Origin of the sequence: Amycolatopsis ultiminotia (assembly GCF_039536925.1) — a bacterium.
Lineage (GTDB): Bacteria > Actinomycetota > Actinomycetes > Mycobacteriales > Pseudonocardiaceae > Amycolatopsis > Amycolatopsis ultiminotia.
Genome location: NZ_BAAAZN010000006.1, coordinates 1 through 19649, shown reverse-complemented (window position 1 = coordinate 19649; position 19649 = coordinate 1). Strand labels below are relative to the sequence as shown.

The window sequence follows — 19649 nt, the reverse complement described above, 5'->3', positions numbered from 1 at the left end:
CTGCCGGTAGGCGGCTGAACACGGCCCCCGCCACCGTCTCCCCGTAGTAGCGTCCCGATTCGCCACGGGTGCCTCGGGGTCCCTCGCGGCCTTCCTCGGACAGAGCGTTCCGGTACCCGGGAAACGGTGGGGACATGGCGAACGAAGACAAACTCCGCGACTACCTGAAGCTCGTGACCGCCAACCTGCGGACGGCGCGCAGGCAGCTGCGTGAGCTCTCCGGCCGGGGCCAGGAGCCGGTGGCCGTGGTCGGCATCGGCTGCCGTTTCCCCGGCGGGGTGCGCAGCCCGGAACAGCTGTGGGAGCTGGTCGATCGCGGTACCGACGCAGTGGCCGGCTTCCCCGGTGACCGCGGGTGGGACCTGGAGAACCTCTACGACCGCGGCACCCCTGGCGACGCGACGACCCGGCACGGCGGGTTTCTGCACGATGCCACCGAGTTCGACGCGGGGTTCTTCGGTATCTCGCCGCGCGAGGCGCTCGCGATGGATCCGCAGCAGCGGGTCGTCCTGGAGGTCGCCTGGGAGGCATTGGAGCGCGCGGGTGTGGATCCGCTGTCGCTCAAGGGTTCTCGCACGGGGGTCTTCGCGGGCGTCTACTCCTCCGGTTACGGCACGACGCTGCCGATGAGCTCCGAGGAGGTGAAGGGACACTTGCTGACCGGCACCGCGAACAGCGTGCTGTCCGGGCGGGTGTCCTTTGTGCTCGGGCTCGAAGGTCCCTCGGTGTCGGTGGACACCGCGTGCTCTTCTTCGCTGGTCTCGGTGCACCTGGCCACTCAGGCGCTGCGCGGCGGCGAGTGTGACCTGGCGCTCGCAGGCGGCGTGACGGTGATGTCCGCACCGACGTTGTTCGCCGAGTTCTCGCGGCAGCAGGGCCTCGCCGCGGACGGGCGTTGCAAGGCGTTCTCCGCCGAGGCCGACGGTACGGGCTGGGGCGAGGGCGCCGGGATGCTCGTGCTGGAAAGGCTTTCCGACGCGCGGCGCAACGGGCACCGGGTGCTCGCGGTGGTGCGCGGCAGCGCGGTGAACTCCGACGGTGCGTCCAACGGCCTCACCGCGCCGAACGGCCCCTCGCAGCAGCGCGTGATCGAGGCGGCACTGGCGTCGGCGCGGTTGACTCCGGCCGACGTCGATGTCGTCGAGGCCCACGGCACCGGCACGGCGCTGGGGGACCCGATCGAGGCGAAGGCGCTGCTGGAGGTCTACGGCCGGAACCGGCCGGAGGACCGTCCACTGTGGCTCGGCTCGGTGAAGTCCAACATCGGGCACACGCAGGCCGCGGCCGGGGTCGCGGGCCTGGTCAAGATGGTCATGGCACTCCAGCACGAGGCGTTGCCGCGCACGCTGCACGCCTCGAACGCGTCACCGCACGTGGACTGGAGCGCCGGGGAGGTCCGGTTGCTCACCGAGGCCGTGGCCTGGCCGTCCGGCGAAAGGCCGCGCTGCGCCGGGGTTTCCGGGTTCGGCATCAGTGGCACCAACGCGCACGTGCTGATCTCGGAGGCACCGCCGGTCGTCGAGGACGAGGAGGCCGAGGAGCCGGAGACGCAGCCGCGGGTGAAGGCGCTCGACGGTGCGCAGGCCTGGCTGGTTTCCGGCCGCAGCACCGAAGGGCTGGCCGCACAGGCTGCCGAACTGGGGCAGCACCTCGGCGGACGGCCGGCGGACCTGCAGTGGTCGCTGGCGACCACGCGGGCGGCGCTGGAACACCGTGCGGTGGTCGCCGCGGCGGACCCGACCGCCGGGTTGGCGGCGCTCACCCACGGTCTGCCCGCTGCCGAGCTGGTCACCGGGGTGGCCGGAGAGCCGGGCCGGATCACGTTCGTCTTCCCCGGGCAGGGTGGGCAGTGGCTCGGCATGGGCCGGGAGCTGGCCGAGGTGTCCCCGGTGTTCGCGGCGCGGCTGGCCGAATGCCGTGTGGCACTGGCCCCGTATCTCGATCTGGACGAGGCACTGGCCGGCGAGCTGCAGACCGCGGACGTGGTGCAGCCTGCGTTGTGGGCGGTGATGGTTTCGCTCGCCGCGGTGTGGGAATCCGCAGGTGTCCGGCCGGATGCGGTCCTGGGTCACTCACAGGGGGAGATTGCTGCGGCTGCAGTGGCGGGTCACCTCTCGCTCGAGGACGCCGCGAAGGTGGTGGCGCTCCGGAGCAAGGCACTCACGGCGCTGGCCGGTCGTGGCGGGATGCTGTCGATCGCGGAGTCCGTCGATGCGGTGCGGACGCGGATCGCGCCGTGGGGCGAGCGGGTTTCGGTGGCGGCGGTGAACGGTCCGCAGTCCACTGTGGTCAGCGGGGAACCGGATGCGCTGCAGGAAATCGGGGCGCGCGCGGAGGTCCGGACCCGGCTGATCCCGGTGGATTACGCGTCGCACTCCGCGCAGGTCGACGAGCTGCGCGACGAGATCCTGGACGTGTTGCAGGGAATCGAGCCGCGGGAAGCCGCCGTGCCGTTGATCTCGTCGATGAGTGGCGAGTGGAATCCGCACCTGGACGCCGGGTACTGGTATGCGAGTCTGCGCGAGCCGGTGGAGTTCGAGCGCGCCGTCCGGCTGCTCGGTGCCGAGGGTTACCGGACGTTCCTGGAGAGCTCGCCACATCCGGTGCTGAGCACGGCGATCGGTGACAGTCTCGACGACGTTCTCGCTCTCGGCACGCTACGGCGTGACGAGGGCGGCGCGCAGCGGCTCGTGCTCTCCTTGGCCGAGGCTCACGTGCAGGGTGTGCCGGTCGACTGGACTGCGGTGCTCGAGGAAGCCGAGATCGTCGATCTTCCGACTTACGCGTTCCAGCGTCGCCGTTTCTGGCCGGAGCCGGTCGCACGCCTGGAGCGCGACCGCACCGATGACTGGCGTTACCGCGTCACCTGGACCCCCGCGGATCCGGCTCCGGCGACGCTCTCGGGTACCTGGTTGCTCGTCACCGGCAGCGCCGACCCGGCGCAGTACGCCGAAGTGCTGAGCGCTGCGGGCGCCGAGGTCGTCACGCTGCGAATCGACGAGACCGACCGCAACGCGTTCGGCGCGCAGCTGCCCGAGGGCGAGTTCGCCGGGGTGCTCTCCTTGCTGGCTCTCGACGAACAGCCGATGGCGGACCGTCCCGACGTGCCGCAGGGCACTGCCGCGACGCTGGCGCTGGTGCAGTCGCTGGGTGACGCCGGGATCGACGCGCCGTTGTGGGTGCTGACCAACGGTGCCGTGGTGGCGGTGCCGGGTGAGACGCCGTCGCCGGTGCAGGCACAGGCATGGGGACTCGGCCGCGTGATCGGCCTGGAGCACCCGGACCGCTGGGGTGGGCTGGTCGACTTCGCGCTGGACGCCGGTTTCGCGCTGCTGCCCGCTGTGCTGATGGGCCGGGAGGACGAGGTCGCCGTGCGTGCGCACGGCGTACTGGCGCGCCGGCTGGAGCGCGCGCCGCGGTTGCGGACCGACGACGTGACGTGGACGCCGCGCGGGAGTGTGCTGGTCACCGGCGGTACCGGTTCGATCGGGTTGCACATCGGGCCGTGGCTGGCCGAGCGTGGCGCGAGCCGGATCGTGCTGCCGAGCAGGTCCGGGCCGTCGGCCGGACTGGCGGAACTGGCTGCCGGGCTCGCCGAGGCGGGGACCGCGGTGGACTTCGTGACCTGCGACATCGGCGACCGCGACGCGTTGGCCGCGCTGCTGGCGCGGGTGCCCGAGCTGAGCACGGTGATCCATGCGGCGAACGTCTTCGACCTCACGCGGCTGGACGAGACCGGTCCGCAGGGACTGGAAACCGCGCTCGCCGCGAAGGTGACCGGCGCCGAAAACCTCGCTGAGTTCGCGACGGACGTGGACGAGTTCGTGCTGTTCTCCTCGATCGCCGCCGCGTGGGGCAGCAACGAGCACGGTGCGTACGCGGCCGCCAACGCCCACCTCGACGCGCTCGCCCAGTCCCGTCGTGAACGCGGCCTGCCGGCAACGTCGATTGCCTGGGGCGTCTGGGACACGCGTGACTGGGACGCGCTGAACGCCGCCGCCGCGCACGAGCCCGGCAGCGTGACCCCGGCTCGCTTGCTGCGCCAGGGCATGAACTTCCTGCCGCCTGCGCCGGCACTCACCGCGATGGGTCGCGTGCTCGCCGACGGTGATACCTACCTTGCGCTGGCCGACCTGGACTGGACCCGCTTCGCACCGGTGTTCACCGCCGTCCGGCCTCGGCCGCTGCTCGACCGCATCGCCGACGCACAGACCACAGTGGACGCTCCCGAAGCGCCGGTGAACGACCTCGCGCGCCGGCTCGCCACGCTGGCGCCGGGCGAGCGTCTCCGCACGGTCACCGACCTCGTCCGCACGCACGCCGCCGCCACGCTCGGCCACTCGTCGGCGCAGGAGGTCCCGGCCGCGCGTGCGTTCCGCGACCTCGGCTTCGACTCGCTGACCGCGGTGGAGCTGCGGCGGAAGCTGGCGGCCGCGACCGGGTTGAAGCTGCCGTCGTCGGTGGTGTTCGACTACCCGACGCCGTCCGCGCTGGCCGAGCAGCTCATCGGGCAGCTGCTCGGCACGGCTGCCCCGGCGGAAACCGCGCCGGTCCGCACGGCCGATCCGGCGGAGCCGATCGCGATCGTCGGCCTCGGCTGCCGGTTCCCCGGCGGGGTCCGCACGCCCGAGCAGTACTGGGAGCTGCTGGCGTCCGGGGTCGACGCGGTCTCCGGGTTCCCGGCCGACCGCGGCTGGGACCCGGCACTGTACGACCCGGACCCGGACCACCAGGGCAAGTCCTATACGCGTTCGGGCGGTTTCCTGCACGATGCCGGGGAGTTCGACGCGGGCTTCTTCGGTATCAACCCGCGCGAGGCGCTGGCGATGGATCCGCAGCAGCGGCTGCTGCTGGAAGTCAGCTGGGAGGCGCTGGAGCGCGCCGGGATCGACCCGGAGACGGTGCGTGGTTCGCGCACCGGCGTGTTCACCGGCGGCGCGCTGACCGGGTACGGCGCCGGCCTGGCCGAGGGCGACGGCGGCGCGGAGGGGTACCTCGTCACCGGGCACTCCGGCAGCATCATGTCCGGTCGCGTCGCCTACACGCTCGGGCTGGAGGGCCCGGCGGTCACCATCGACACGGCGTGCTCGTCGTCGCTGGTCGCGCTGCAGATGGCGGTGCGGGCACTGCGGTCGGGAGAGTGCGACCTCGCACTCACCGGTGGCGTGATGGTGATGGCCACCCCGGGGCAGTTCATCGGCTTCTCCCGCCAGCGCGGACTGTCGGCCGACGGCCGGTGCAAGGCGTTCGGTGCCGGGGCCGACGGCATGGGTATGTCCGAGGGCGCCGGGATGATCGCGGTGGAGCGGCTTTCCGACGCGCGCCGCAACGGCCACCCCGTTCTCGCTGTGGTCCGTGGCATCGCGACCAACCAGGACGGCGCGTCGAACGGCCTGACCGCGCCGAACGGACCGTCGCAGCAGCGGGTGATCCGCGCCGCGCTCGCCGACGCCGGACTGACGAGCGCGGACATCGACGCTGTCGAGGCGCACGGCACCGGCACGAGGCTGGGTGATCCGATCGAGGCACACGCACTGCTCGCCACCTACGGCCGGGACCGGGACCGGCCACTGTGGCTGGGGTCGGCGAAGTCGAACATCGGGCACACGCAGACCGCTGCGGGGGTGGCCGGGCTGTTGAAGATGGTGCTCGCGCTGCGGCACCGCACGCTTCCGAAGACCCTGCACGCCGAGGTCGCATCGCCCGAGATCGACTGGGCGTCCGGCCGGGTGCAGCTGCTGACCGAGCAGCGGCCGTGGGAGACCACGGGCGGGCCGCGCCGCGCGGGCGTGTCCGCGTTCGGCATGAGCGGCACCAATGCGCACGTCATCCTCGAAGAAGCACCGGCCGGTGACCCGGCCGAGCCGAAGGCGCCGCACGTGCTGGCTCCGGCCGGCACGGCGTGGCCTTTGTCCGCACGCACTCCGGAAGCGCTGGCCGCGCAAGCCGGTCGCCTGCGGGAGTTCGCACTGGCGAACCCGGAGCTGGACCCGGCCGACGTGGGCTGGTCGCTTGCCACCGGCCGCACGCGGTTCGACCACCGCGCGGTGGTCGTGGGCGCCGGGATGGAGGAGCTGGCCGCGGGACTGGCGTCCGTCGCGACGGGGCAGCCCGGTGCGGGCAGCTTCACCGGCAGCGTGACCGACGGCGCTACCACCGGCAGCGTGACCGATGGCAAGGTCGTGTTCGTCTTTCCGGGTCAGGGCAGCCAGTGGGCCGGGATGGGACGGCAGCTGCTCGCCGAATCGCCGGTGTTCGCCGCCCGGTTCGCCGAGTGCTCGCGTGCCCTCGAGTCCGTTGTGGACTTCTCGCCTGCGGACGTGCTCGCCGGTGCGGAAGGCGCACCGGGCCTGGACACCGCGGACGTGATGCAGCCGGTGCTGTGGGCGGTGATGGTGTCGCTGGCGCAGGTGTGGCGGGCGTGCGGGATCGAGCCGGACGCTGTGCTCGGCCACAGCCAGGGCGAGATCGCGGCCGCGGTCGTCGCCGGGATCCTCTCCGTCGAGGACGGGGCGCGCGTGGTTGCGGTGCGGTCGAAAGCATTGCGGGACCTGGACACCGAGGGCGGGATGCTGTCGGTGGTCATGCCTGCCGAAGCGGTGCGGGAGCTGCTGGCACCGTGGGGCGAGCGGCTGGCTGTCGCTGCGGAGAACGGCCCGGCCACCACCGTCGTCTCCGGTGAGCCGGGGGCGTTGACCGAGTTCGAGCGGGAGCTGCGTTCGCGGCGGGTGCTGCGGTGGCGCATCCCGGCGACGGACTTCGTGGCGCACTCCAAGCTCGTCGAGCCGCTTGCCACGACGTTGCCCGCCGAACTGGCGGAGCTCTGTCCGGAACCGGGCACGGTGCCGTTCTTCTCGACCGTGCGGTTGTCCTGGCTCGACGGCACGGAACTCGACGGAGATTACTGGTACGCCAACGTGCGTGAGCCGGTTCGCTTCGCCGACTCCGTGCGTGCGCTGGCCGGGACGGGGCACCACTTCTTCGTGGAGGTTTCCGCGCATCCCGTGCTGACCGCGGCAATCGCCGAAACCGCCGAGGCGGCGGGTCTGCCCGCACCGGTGGTCACCGGCACCATCGAGCGGGAGCGCGGCGGCGCGGATCGGGTGCTCGAGGCACTCGCCGTGCCGGCTGTGCACGGAGCGTCGGTCGACTGGACTGCAGTGCTGCGTGGCCGTCCGGTCGAGCTGCCGACGTACGCGTTCCAGCGAACGCATTACTGGCCGTTGCCGAAGCCGTCTGTGCCTTCCGGCGGGAGCGCCGCGGAAGCACGGTTCTGGCAGGCTGTGGAAGAGGGCGACCTCACCGGGCTCGCCGACACGCTCGCCGTCGAGGACCGGGCGCGGCTCGACGGTGTGCTGCCGGCGCTGGCTTCGTGGCGCCGCCGGGAACGGGGCGACTCGGCGGTGGCGGACTGGCGGTTCCGGGCCGAGTGGCGTCCGGTCGCGGAACCCACCGCAGGGAAACCTGCCGCCGGGGAACTCACCGGCACCTGGCTCGTCGTGACCCCTGATGATTCGCCGGTACACCCCTGCGTGCCGGCTCTCGAGGGACACGGCGCCCGGGTCGTCGCCGTCGGAACCGGCGGCGGCGACCCGGATCGAGAAGCGCTGGCCTTCCGGATCGCGGAGGCGGTGTCGGGCGAGCGCATCACCGGGGTCGTTTCCCTGTGCGGGCTCGACGAAACGCCGCTGGCGGCGTTCCCCGCGGTGCCTGCCGGGCTGGCCGCGACGCTCGCGCTGGTACAGGCACTGGGCGACGTGGGGCTGGAAGCGCCGTTGTGGGTGCTGACCCGCGGTGCGGTCGTGACGGCCGGTGGCGAAGAGCTGCACAGCCCGGTGCAGGCGCAGATCTGGGGCCTCGGCCGCACTGCCGCGGTGGAGGTGCCGGGACGCTGGGGTGGGCTGATCGACCTGCCGCAGGTGTGGGACGAGCGGTCCGCCGGCCGGTTCCGCGCGGTGCTCGCGGCGCGGGAGGAGGACCAGGTCGCGTTGCGTGGCACCGGAATTCTCGCGCGCCGCCTGGTCCGTGCTCCGCAGCCGGCCGCTGTCCGGGAGCGATACGCGCCGCACGGCACCGCGCTGATCACCGGCGGTACCGGTGCGATCGGCGGGCACGTCGGGCGGTGGCTGAGCGAGCGGGACGCTCGACGCGTGGTGCTGACCAGCCGGTCCGGTCCAGGCGCCGGCGGAGTGCCCGATCTGGCCGCAGGTCTCGCCGATGCGGGTACCGCGGTCGACGTCGTCGCCTGCGACACCGGCTCCCGCGACGACTTGGCGAACCTCGTGGACCGCATCGGTCCCGACCTCTCGACCGTGATGCACGCGGCGGGTGCGCTGGACGACGGAGTGCTGGACCGGCTGTCGACCGAGCGGCTCGCCAGCACGCTCACCGGCAAGGCCGCCGGTGCGGTCCACCTCGACGAGCTGACCGCGGACCTGGACCTCGACGCGTTCGTGCTGTTCTCGTCCACGTCGGCCACGTTCGGCAACGGCGGCCAGGGCAACTACGCCGCCGCCAACGCCTTCCTCGACGCGCTCGCGGAGCAGCGCCGGGCGCGCGGTCTGCCGGGTCTTTCGCTGGCGTGGGGTCCGTGGGACGGCGGCGGCGTCGGCCAGGCCAGCGAAGGTGCCCGGCAGCGGCTCGCGCGCAACAAGTGGGAGGTCCTGATGGACCCGGCGCTCGCCGTGCGGGCGCTGGCGCAGGCAGTGGAGGACCCGACGCACGCGACGTTGACGCTGATGGAGGTCGACTTCGCGGCGCTGGCCACCGAACGCGGTGCCGACGAGCTGCGGCGCGCGCCGTTCATGCGGGAGCTGCCGGAGATCCACGCGGTCCCGGCTGTGCCGGAAGCCGAGGAAGAAGCCGAGTTCGCGCAGCGCTTGCCCGGGTTGCCCGGCGCCGAGCAAGAACGGCTGCTGGTCGAGCTGATCCGCACCGAGGCCGCCTGGGTGATGGGCTACCGCGACGCGGCGGTGATCGACCCGGCGCGCGCGTTCAGCGAGATGGGCCTGGATTCCCTGACCTCGGTCGAGCTGCGCAACCGGCTCGGCGCGGCCACCGGGCTGAAGCTGCCGACGACGTTGCTGTTCGACCACCCGGATCCGGTGGCCCTGGCCGGGTTCCTGCGTGCGGAGCTGACCGGTGCGGCCGGCCCCGCGACGGCTGGTCCGGCGCTCACCCGGCCGATCGAGGAGCCGCTTGCGATCGTCGCGATGGGCTGCCGGTTCCCCGGTGGGGTGACCTCGCCGGAGGAGCTGTGGTCCCTTTTGGACGCCGGCGGCGATGCGATCAGCGGCCTGCCCGCCGACCGCGGCTGGGACCTCGACGCGCTCTACGACGAGGACCCGGACCGGCCCGGCACGGCGTACGTGCGGGAAGGCGGGTTCGTCCAGGGTGTCGCCGATTTCGACGCCGGGTTCTTCGGGATCTCCCCGCGCGAGGCGCTGGCGATGGACCCGCAGCAGCGGTTGCTGCTGGAAGTCAGCTGGGAGGCGCTGGAGCGCGGCGGGATCGATCCGGCGACCTTGCGCGGCTCGCGGACCGGTGTGTTCATCGGCGGCTACGTCTCCGGCTACGACCAGCTCGGCAGCGCCGAACTGGAGGGCCACCTGCTGACCGGCAACGCGACCAGTGTGCTGTCCGGGCGGCTTTCCTACCTGCTCGGGCTGGAAGGGCCGGCGCTCACCGTCGACACGGCGTGTTCGTCCTCGCTGGTCGCACTGCACATGGCGGCCAAGGCGCTGCGAGGCGGCGAGTGCGAACTGGCGCTGGTCGGCGGTGTCACGGTGATGGCGACCCCCCGTGACCTGGTCGGCTTCTCGCGTCAGCGCGGGCTTGCCGCTGATGGTCGTTGCAAGGCGTTCGGCGCTGGTGCGGACGGCATGGGCATGTCCGAAGGCGCCGGGGTGATCGCCGTGGAGCGACTGTCCGACGCGCACCGCCACGGGCACGAAGTGCTCGCCGTCGTGCGGGGCAGTGCGGTGAACCAGGACGGCGCGTCGAACGGCTTGACCGCACCGAACGGACCGTCACAGCAGCGGGTGATCCGTGCGGCGCTGGCCGACGCCGGGCTGTCGGCTGCGGACGTCGACGCCGTGGAAGCGCACGGAACCGGCACGCCGCTCGGCGACCCGATCGAGGTCCAGGCGCTGCAGGCGACCTACGGGCAGGACCGGCCGAACCCGTTGTGGCTCGGCTCGGTGAAGTCGAACCTCGGCCACATGCAGGCCGCGGCCGGGGTCGGCGGTGTGCTGAAGGTGTTGCTGGCGCTGCGGAACCGGCGTCTGCCGGTGACTCTGCACGCCGACGATCCCTCGTCGCACATCGACTGGGACACCAGGACGGTGCGGCTGCTTACCGAGCCGGTCGCGTGGGAGCCCATCGGGCGGCCGCGCCGGGCCGGGGTGTCCGGGTTCGGTATGAGCGGCACCAACGCGCACGTGATCCTCGAAGAAGCGCCGGAGCCGCCACGCGCCGAGTTGCCTGCCGAGACGGTTCCGGTGGTGACCGGGCTGGTGGCGTGGCCGGTTTCGGCGCGCGACGCGGAATCGCTGGCCGCGCAGGCCGGACGGCTCCGGGAGCACGTCACCGCGCACGCCCCGGATGTCCGCGACGTCGCGTGGTCGCTGGTCACCACGCGATCCGCGTTCGACCATCGGGCGCTGGTACTCGGTGCGGACGCCGAGGAGCTGTCGGCCGGGCTCGCCGCACTGGCCACCGGGGGCACGTCGCCGGGACTGGTGACCGGGTCCGTCGCGCGCGGCGGGGCAGGCAAGACCGCGTTCGTCTTTCCCGGACAGGGGAGTCAATGGCTCGGTATGGGCCGGGACCTGGCGGCGGCGTCGCCGGTGTTCGCCGCCCGGCTGGCGGAGTGCGCTGCCGCGCTGGCGCCGTACCTCGATCTGAACGAGGTGCTGGCCGGCGTGCACGGCTTCGAGGCCGCCGACGTGGTCCAGCCGGCGTTGTGGGCCGTGCTGGTGTCGCTGGCCGAGGTGTGGCGTGCGGCCGGGGTCGCACCTGCCGCGGTGGTGGGACACAGTCAGGGCGAGATCGCTGCGGCGGTCGTCGCGGGTGCACTGTCCCTTGAGGATGGTGCGCGAGTGGTGGCGTTGCGGAGCAAGGCGTTGACGGCGCTGGCCGGGCGTGGCGGGATGCTGTCGCTCGCGGAGCCGGCCGAAGCGGTGCGTGAGCGGATTGCTCCGTGGGACGTTTCGATCGCTGCGGTCAACGGTCCACACGCGACGGTCGTCTCGGGCGCTCCGGAGGAGTTGCGCGAGATCGCGGAAGCCGCCGACGTGCGTACGCGGATGATCCCGGTCGACTACGCGTCGCACTCGGCACAGGTCGACGAGCTGCGGGAGGAAATCCTCACTGCGCTCGCCGGGATCACGCCGCGCCGGGCCGAGCTGACCATGGTGTCGGCGCTGACCGGTGAGGTGCTCGCCGGGCCCGAGCTGGATGCCGAGTACTGGTTCCGCAGCCTGCGTGAGCCGGTCGAGTTCGAGCGTGCGGTGCGCAAGCTGAGCGATGACGGGCACGGCGTGTTCGTGGAGACCTCGCCGCATCCGGTGCTCACTTCGGCCATCGAAGACACCGTCGACGCGGTCGTCACCGGTACTCTGCGCCGGGACGAGGGCGGGGCCTGGCGGCTGCTGCGCTCGTTCGGCGTCGCGGCCGTGCAGGGTGTGGCGGTGGACTGGCCGGCCGTGCTCGGCCGTGCCGCGAAGGTCGACTTGCCGACGTATGCCTTCCGGCATCAGCGTTTCTGGCCGCAGCCCGTGACCGAGGCGGACGGATCCGACTCCGGCTTCTGGGCCGCAGTCGACCGTGGTGATACCCGGGAGCTGGCCGACACACTGTCGCTCGACGACGGCCGCATCGGCGATCTGCTGCCCGCACTCGCGGCGTACCGGCAGCGGGAACGCGTGTCGGACTGGCGGTACCGGGTCACCTGGGCGCCGGTTGCGGAACCTGCGACGACAACGCTCTCCGGTCCCTGGCTGGTCGTCGGCGATCCGGCCGAGACTGCGCCGATCGCCGCCGCGCTGTCGGCCCGCGGTGCCGAGGTGACGGTGGACGTCACCGGGCTCTCTCGCGAGGGCGAGTTCACCGGCGTCGTGTCCGTGGCGGCGATGGGCGGTGCCGGCTTGGCATCGACACTGCGCTTGGTGCAGCACGGGATCGACGCACCGCTGTGGGTGCTGACCCGCGGCGCGGTCGCGACCGGCGCCGGTGAGGGCGCGATTCCGGAACAGGCGCAGGTGTGGGGCTTCGGCCGGGTAGTCGCGCTGGAGCATCCGCAACGCTGGGGCGGCCTGGTGGACCTACCGTCCACTTGGGACGAGCGCGTGGCCGCACGGCTGTGTGCAGTGCTGACCGGCAGCGAGGATCAGGTCGCGCTGCGGCGCTCCGGCATCCTCGCCCGCCGCCTCACCCGCGCGGACCGGCCGCGTGTCCGGCAGACTTGGCAGCCGCGCGGCACGGTGCTCGTCACCGGCGGACACGGCGCGCTCGGCCGGCACACCGCGCGATGGCTCGCTGACCGCGGCGCTGAGCGTGTGGTGCTCACTGCACCGGAGATCAACCCCAGCACCGCTGCCGAGATCGCCGACGGGGGTGCCGATGTCTTCGTGTCCACTTGCGACACCACTGACCGCGCCTCGCTCGCCGCGCTGCTTGCCCGGACCGCCCCGACCGCGGTGGTGCACGCCGACGGTGCGGGGCAGGCGACGCCGGTCGCGGAGACCGGGGTGGAAGAACTGGCCGCCATCGCCGCGGCCAAGGCAGCGGGCGCGAAGCACCTGGACGAGTTGACCGACGACCTCGACGCGTTCGTGGTGTTCTCGTCGATCGCCGCGACCTGGGGCAGCGCACTGGTCGGTGGTTATGCGGCGGGTAACGCGTCTGCCGAGGCCGTGGCCGAGCGCCGCCGGGCGCGGGGACTGCCCGCGACGACGGTGGCGTGGGGCCCGTGGACCGGTGGGGCCGAGGCAGGTCAGTCGGTCCGGCACGGCCTGCGGACGCTGGACCCGGCAGCTGCGGTGCGGGCGCTCGCGCAGGTGCTCGACGCCGGTGAGCAGGCCGTGACGATCGCGGACGTCGATTGGGCGCGGTTCGCCCCGGCGTTCACGCTGCGGCGGCCGAGCCCGCTGGTCGAGGCGCTGCCCGAGGCTGCGGCGGCGCTCGCCGAGCCCGAACCGGAGCCGACCGGCGGGGCCGGGCGGCTGGCCGCGCTGCCGCGGGCGCAGCGCGAGCAGGAGCTGACCGAACTGGTCCGCACCGAAGCGGCACGGGTGCTCGACCACACCGGGCCTGCCGACGTCGACCGCGACCGTGCGTTCAGCGCACTCGGGTTCGATTCGCTGACCTCGGTCGAGCTGCGCAACCGGCTCACCGCCGTGACCGGGGTGAAGCTGCCGTCCACCGTGGTCTTCCAGTATCCGACCCCGGCCGAGCTCGCGGCCCGGCTGGCCGAGCTGCTCGGCGCCGACGACGGTGCCGCCGGCGCGCTGGCCGGACTGGACCGGCTCGACGCCGCGCTGGCCGGCGCCGCGGACGCGGAGGACGCCGGTCGCGTGACCGCACGGCTGGAGGCGGTCGTGGCGCGCTGGCGCGAGCTGCGCGGTGAACGGCCGGGGATCGCCGAAACCCTGGCCGACGCGGGTGACGACGAGGTCTTCGACTTCATCGGCTCCGAGTTCGGCATCCAGTAGCAGGCCCTTTCCCTGTCCGGCGCGCAATCGACGAGGTGTGGCGTAGGTGAGCGAAGAGAAGCTCCGGTACTTCCTCAAGCAGGTCACCGCGAACCTGCACGAGACCCGCGGCCGGTTGCGTGAGCTGGAGGCGGCGGCCGGGGAGCCGATCGCGATCGTCGGGCTCGGCTGCCGTTACCCCGGCGGGGTGCGCGGGCCGGAGGACCTGTGGCGGGTCGTCGCCGACGGGGTCGACGCGGTCGGTCCGTTCCCTGCCGATCGCGGTTGGGACACCGCCGGTCTCGGCTCCGGTGCCGAGCGCCAGGGCGGGTTCGTGCCCGAGGTACCGGAGTTCGACGCGGACTTCTTCGGTATCTCACCGCGTGAAGCGCTGGCGATGGACCCGCAGCAGCGGCTGCTGCTGGAAGTGGCCTGGGAAACGCTGGAGCACGCGGGCGTCGACCCGTTGGGGATCAAGGGTTCCCGCACCGGTGTGTTCGTCGGCGCCACCGCTTCGGGGTATGACTGGTTCTCCCGCGAACACGGCGGCGCGGAGGGCCATCTGGTGGCGGGCAACGCGATCAGCGTGCTGTCCGGGCGTCTCGCCTACACCCTCGGGCTCACCGGCCCGGCGGTCACCATCGACACCGCGTGCTCGTCTTCGCTGCTGGCAATCCACCTCGCGGTCCGCTCGCTGCGCTCCGGCGAATGCTCGATGGCGCTCGCGGGCGGGGTCATGGTCATGGTCACGCCGGGCATGTTCGGCGAGTTCGCGCGCCAGGGCGGACTTGCGGCCGACGGCCGCTGCAAGGCGTTCGGCGCGGATGCCGACGGCACCGGCTGGGGCGAGGGCGCGGGCCTGGTCGCACTGGAGCGGCTGTCCGACGCGCAGCGGCTCGGCCACGAAGTGCTCGCCGTGATCCGTGGCGGTGCGGCGAACCAGGACGGTGCGTCCAACGGCCTGACCGCGCCGAGCGGCCCCGCGCAGCGCCGCGTGATCCGCGCCGCGCTCGCCGATGCACGGCTGACCGCGGCGGAGGTGGACGTCGTCGAGGCGCATGGCACGGGTACCGAGCTGGGCGACCCGATCGAGGCTGACGCCGTGCTCGCCACCTATGGGCAAGACCGTGCGGAGCCGCTGTGGTTCGGCTCGCTCAAGTCCAACCTGGGGCACACGCAGACCGCGGCGGGTGTCGCGGCCGTGCTCAAGATGGTGCTCGCATTGCGGCACGAGGTGCTGCCGGCCACGCTGCACGCCGCGGAGCCGACCCCGCACGTCGACTGGACTGCGGGCAAAGTCGCACTGCTGCAGGAGAACGTCGCGTGGCCGGCAGGCGAGCGGCCGCGCCGTGCCGGGGTGTCGGCGTTCGGCGCGAGCGGCACGAACACGCACCTGATCCTCGAAGAAGCACCTGCCGTCGAAGAAGCCGCTCCCCGTGAGTCCACTGTGGATGAACTGGTCTGGCCACTGTCCGGCCGGACCGCCGAGGCGGTCACGGCGCAGGCCCGGCGGTTGCGGGACCACCTGAGCGCACACCCGGAGCTGGACCCGGCCGACGTCGGGTTCTCCCTCGCCACTGCCCGCGCCGCGCTGGAGCACCGTGCGGTGCTCACCGGCACCGCGGCCGATCTGCGCACGGGGTTGGACCGGCTCGCGGACGGTGACGTGTCTGCGGCGGTCACCGGTGTGGCGCGGACGGGCCGGGTCGGCTTCGTCTTCGCCGGGCAAGGCAGCCAGAAAGCCGGGATGGGACGCGCCCTGCACGCGTCGAACCCGGTGTTCGCGGCCGCGTTCGACGAGGCATGCGACCTCGTCGAGGCCGAGCTGGGGCAGCCGGTCCGCGAGGTCGTTCTCAGCGAGGGCGAAGACGACCGCGCGGACCGGACGCTCTACGCGCAGACCGGGTTGTTCGCCGTCGAGGTCGGGCTAGTGGCGTTGCTGGCAGCGCACGGTATCCGGCCGGACGCCGTGGCCGGGCACTCCGTCGGCGAGATCGCCGCAGCGCATGCAGCCGGTGTGCTGTCCCTGGCGGACGCCGCGAAGCTGGTCGCGCATCGGGCACGGCTGATGGAGGCGCTGCCGGAGGGCGGCGCGATGGCGGCCATCGAAGCCACCGAAGCGGAAATCGCCGGCGAGCCGGTGTCGCTGGCCTCGCTGAACGGCCCGCGGTCGGTGGTCGTGTCGGGCGCGGCCGACGCCGTGGACGCGGTGCTGGAGCGGTGGCGCGAGCGCGGGCGGCGGGTGCGGAAGCTGCGGGTGAGTCACGCGTTCCACTCGGACCTGATGGAGCCGGTCCTCCCCGAGCTGGCGCAGGTCGCGGGCGGGTTGACGTTCTCCGCGCCGGGCGTGCCGTGGGCGGGTGCGCTGACCGGTGAACTGATCAACGAGCCGGAAGCCGGGTACTGGCCGGCTCAGGCGCGTGGCGCGGTCCGCTTCGCCGACGCGGTGGAAACCCTGGCCGCACAAGGCGTTTCGGTGTTCATCGAGATCGGTCCGGACGGCACGCTGTCGTCGATGGGTGCCGGGGTGCTGCCGGACGCCGTGTTCGTCCCGCTGTTGCGCGGTACCGTCGCCGAGGCGCTGGCCAAGGCGCACGCGCACGGCGTCAAGGTGGAGTGGTCGACAGTGCTCGGCGGTCGCCGGGTCGACTTGCCGACGTACGCGTTCCAGCGCCGCCGCTACTGGCCGGACACGTCGAAGCGCCGCACTGCCCCGTCGAGCCCGCTGGCCGACCTGCGGTACCGGATCTCGTGGACCCCACTGCCCGAGGCCGACGGGCCGAAGCTCGACGGCACCTGGCTGGTCGTCGGCGGTTCGGCGGAGGTCGAGAACGCACTGCGCGCGCACGGCGCCGAGGTCGTTGCCAGCGAGGATGCCGCTTCGTTGCCGGAGGGCAGCTTCACCGGGATCGTGCTGGAGTTCGACGAGACACCGCATCCGGACTTCCCGGAGCTGCCGGTCGGGATCACCGAGGCGCTGCATCTGGCGCAGCACGTTTCGAGTCCGTTGTGGATTGTCACCCGTGGCGCGGTCGTCGATGGCCTGCGGCCGGCGCAGGCGCAGGCGTGGGGGCTCGGCCGGGTGGTCGGCCTGGAGCACCCGCAGCGCTGGGGCGGGCTCGTCGATCTTCCGTCCGATTGGGACGAACGCACGGCGGATCGGCTGTGCGCGGTGCTCACCGGCGCCGAGGACCAGGTGGCCGTGCGCCCCGCGGGTGTTCTCGCTCGGCGGCTGGATCGTGCGCCGGAGCCGTCGACCACGACCTGGACGCCGCGGGGCAGCGTGCTCGTCACCGGCGGCACCGGCGCGATCGGCGGCCACACCGCGCGCTGGCTCGCCACCCGGGGCGCCGAGCGGATCGTGCTGACCAGCCGGTCCGGTCCGGTTGCCGGGATCGAGTCGGCCGCCGAACTCGCCGAAGCGGGCGCGGCGGTGGACGTGTTCGCGTCCGACATTGCCGAGCGCACCGAGGTTTCCGCACTACTGCAACGGATTCCGGACCTGCGATCGGTGGTGCACGCCGCCGGGGTCGGCCAGGCGACGGCGCTGGACGACGCAACGGTCGAGGAGCAGGCCGCGGTCACGCGCGCGAAGGTGGCCGGTGCAACGCACCTGGACGAGCTGACCGGTGACCTCGACGCGTTTGTGCTGTTCTCGTCGATCTCGGCAACGTGGGGCAGCGCGTGGCAACCCGGGTACGCGGCCGCCAACGCCCACCTCGACGCACTAGCCGAAGCCCGCCGTGCCCGCGGCGCAGCGGCGACCTCGATCGCCTGGGGCTTGTGGGATGGGGATGGTCTCGGCGCCGGGGACGGCGGTGCGCAGGCGCGACGCCGTGGGTTGCGGCCGATGGACCCGCAGGTCGCGATCAGTGCGCTCGCCCAGGCACTCGATGGCGGCGAAGACCTGCTGACCGTCGCTGACGTCGACTGGGACACCTTCGGACCGGCGTTCACCCTGCGCCGCCCGAGCCCCCTGCTGTCGGCGCTGCTGCCCGCGCCGGAAGAGCCTCCGGCGCAGCTCGGCCGCCTACCCCAGGTGCCTGACCTGGTCGAGCTGGTGCGGGAGCGCACGGCGGCGCTGCTCGGCCACTCCTCGGCCGCCGACGTCGACCCGGCCCGCGCGTTCAAGGACCTCGGTTTCGATTCGCTGCTGTCGATGGAGCTGCGCGACCGCGTCTCGAGCGCGGTCGGGCTGCGGCTGCCCGCGACGCTGGTGTTCGACCATCCGACCCCGGCCGCATTGGCCGCGTTCCTGCGCGGTGAGCTGGCGGGGGACACGCCGGAGCCGGGCACCGTCGTGGTCGCCGCGCCGGACAGCGAGCCGCTCGCGATCGTCGGTCTGGGGATGCGGCTGCCCGGTGACGTGCGCACCCCCGAACAGCTGTGGGATTTGCTGGTCAGTGGCACCGACGCGGTGGGCGCATTCCCCGCCGACCGCGGGTGGGACACGCCCGGCGCCGACTACGCGCGCGTCGGCGGCTTCCTCGCCGACGCCGCCGAGTTCGACCCGGGCTTCTTCGGGATCTCGCCGCGTGAGGCACTGGCGATGGATCCGCAGCAACGTCTGCTGCTCGAAGTTGCGTGGGAAGCGTTGGAGCGTGCGGGCATCGACCCGACGACGTTGCGTGGCTCGCGCACGGGTGTGTTCGCCGGCGCCGCGGCCTCGGGCTACGGCACGGGCACGGTGCTGGAAAACGACAGCCACTTGCTGATGGGCACGGCGACCAGCATCCTGTCCGGCCGCATCGCGTACGCGCTCGGCCTGGAGGGACCGGCGATCACGGTCGACACGGCGTGCTCGTCGTCGCTGGTCGCGCTGCACCTCGCCGTGCAGGCCCTGCGCTCCGGCGAGTGCACGCTGGCGCTGGCCGGTGGTGTGACGGTGATGTCGGATCCGGAGGTGTTCGCCGAGTTCGCGCGGCAGCAGGGGCTCGCGTCGGACGGCCGGTGCAAGGCGTTCGCTGCGGGCGCGGACGGCACCGGCTGGGCCGAGGGCGCGGGGATGATCGCCGTCGAGCGGCTTTCCGACGCGCAGCGCAACGGCCACCAGGTGCTCGCCGTGGTCCGGGGCAGTGCGACGAACTCCGATGGTGCGTCGAACGGCTTGACGGCGCCGAACGGACCTTCTCAGCAACGGGTGATCCGCGCGGCACTGGCCGATGCGCGACTGTCCACTTCGGATGTCGATGTGGTCGAGGCGCACGGAACCGGTACTGCACTGGGTGATCCGATCGAGGCGCAGGCGTTGCTGGCGACGTACGGGCAGGATCGTGCGGAGCCGTTGTGGCTGGGTTCGGTGAAGTCGAATCTCGGCCACGCACAGCAGGCCGCCGGGGTTGCCGGCGTGCTGAAGATGGTGCTCGCGCTGCGGAACGGGGTGCTCCCGGCGACGCTGCACGCTTCGGAACCTTCGCCGCACGTCGACTGGGCCGCGGGCAAGGTCGCACTGCTGCAGGACCGGGTCGAGTGGCCCGCCGGTGACCGGCCGCGCCGCGCCGCGGTGTCCGCGTTCGGGATCAGCGGGACCAACGCACATGTGATCCTGGAAGAGGCGCCGATCTTCGACGCACCCGGCCGGCCGGGTGCGCAAAGTCCGGTGTGGACGGTCTCCGGCCGGGACGCCGAGACGCTCGCCGCACAGGCTGCCAAACTGCGTGACCACGTGGTGGCGCACCCGGAGCTGGACCCCGCGGACCTCGGTTGGTCGCTGGCCACCACCCGCACCGCATTCGACCACCGCGCCGTCGTGCACGGTACCGACCTGCTCGCCGGGCTCACCGCCGTCGCGGCCGGGAAGACCGCACCGGGCGTGGTGACGGGGTCCGTGCGGCCGGGTCGGGTCGGGTTTTTGTTTGCTGGTCAGGGTAGTCAGCGGGCGGGGATGGGGCGTGCGTTGTATGCGTCGAGTTCGGTGTTTGCGGGGGCGTTTGATGAGGCGTGTGGTTTGGTTGAGGC

General features: G+C 72.8%; 1 protein-coding gene and 1 pseudogene. Both read left to right on the top strand.

The window, feature by feature from the left end; genetic code table 11:
• Positions 1-134 precede the first annotated feature (134 nt).
• The gene (locus ABD793_RS15275; RefSeq protein WP_344860223.1) at positions 135-13712 is read left to right on the top strand and encodes a type I polyketide synthase; all 13578 of its coding nucleotides are present in this window, start codon (positions 135-137) and stop codon (positions 13710-13712) included.
• Positions 13713-13761: 49 nt separating this feature from the next.
• Positions 13762-19649, top strand: a pseudogene (locus ABD793_RS15270) (type I polyketide synthase); the annotation flags it as partial.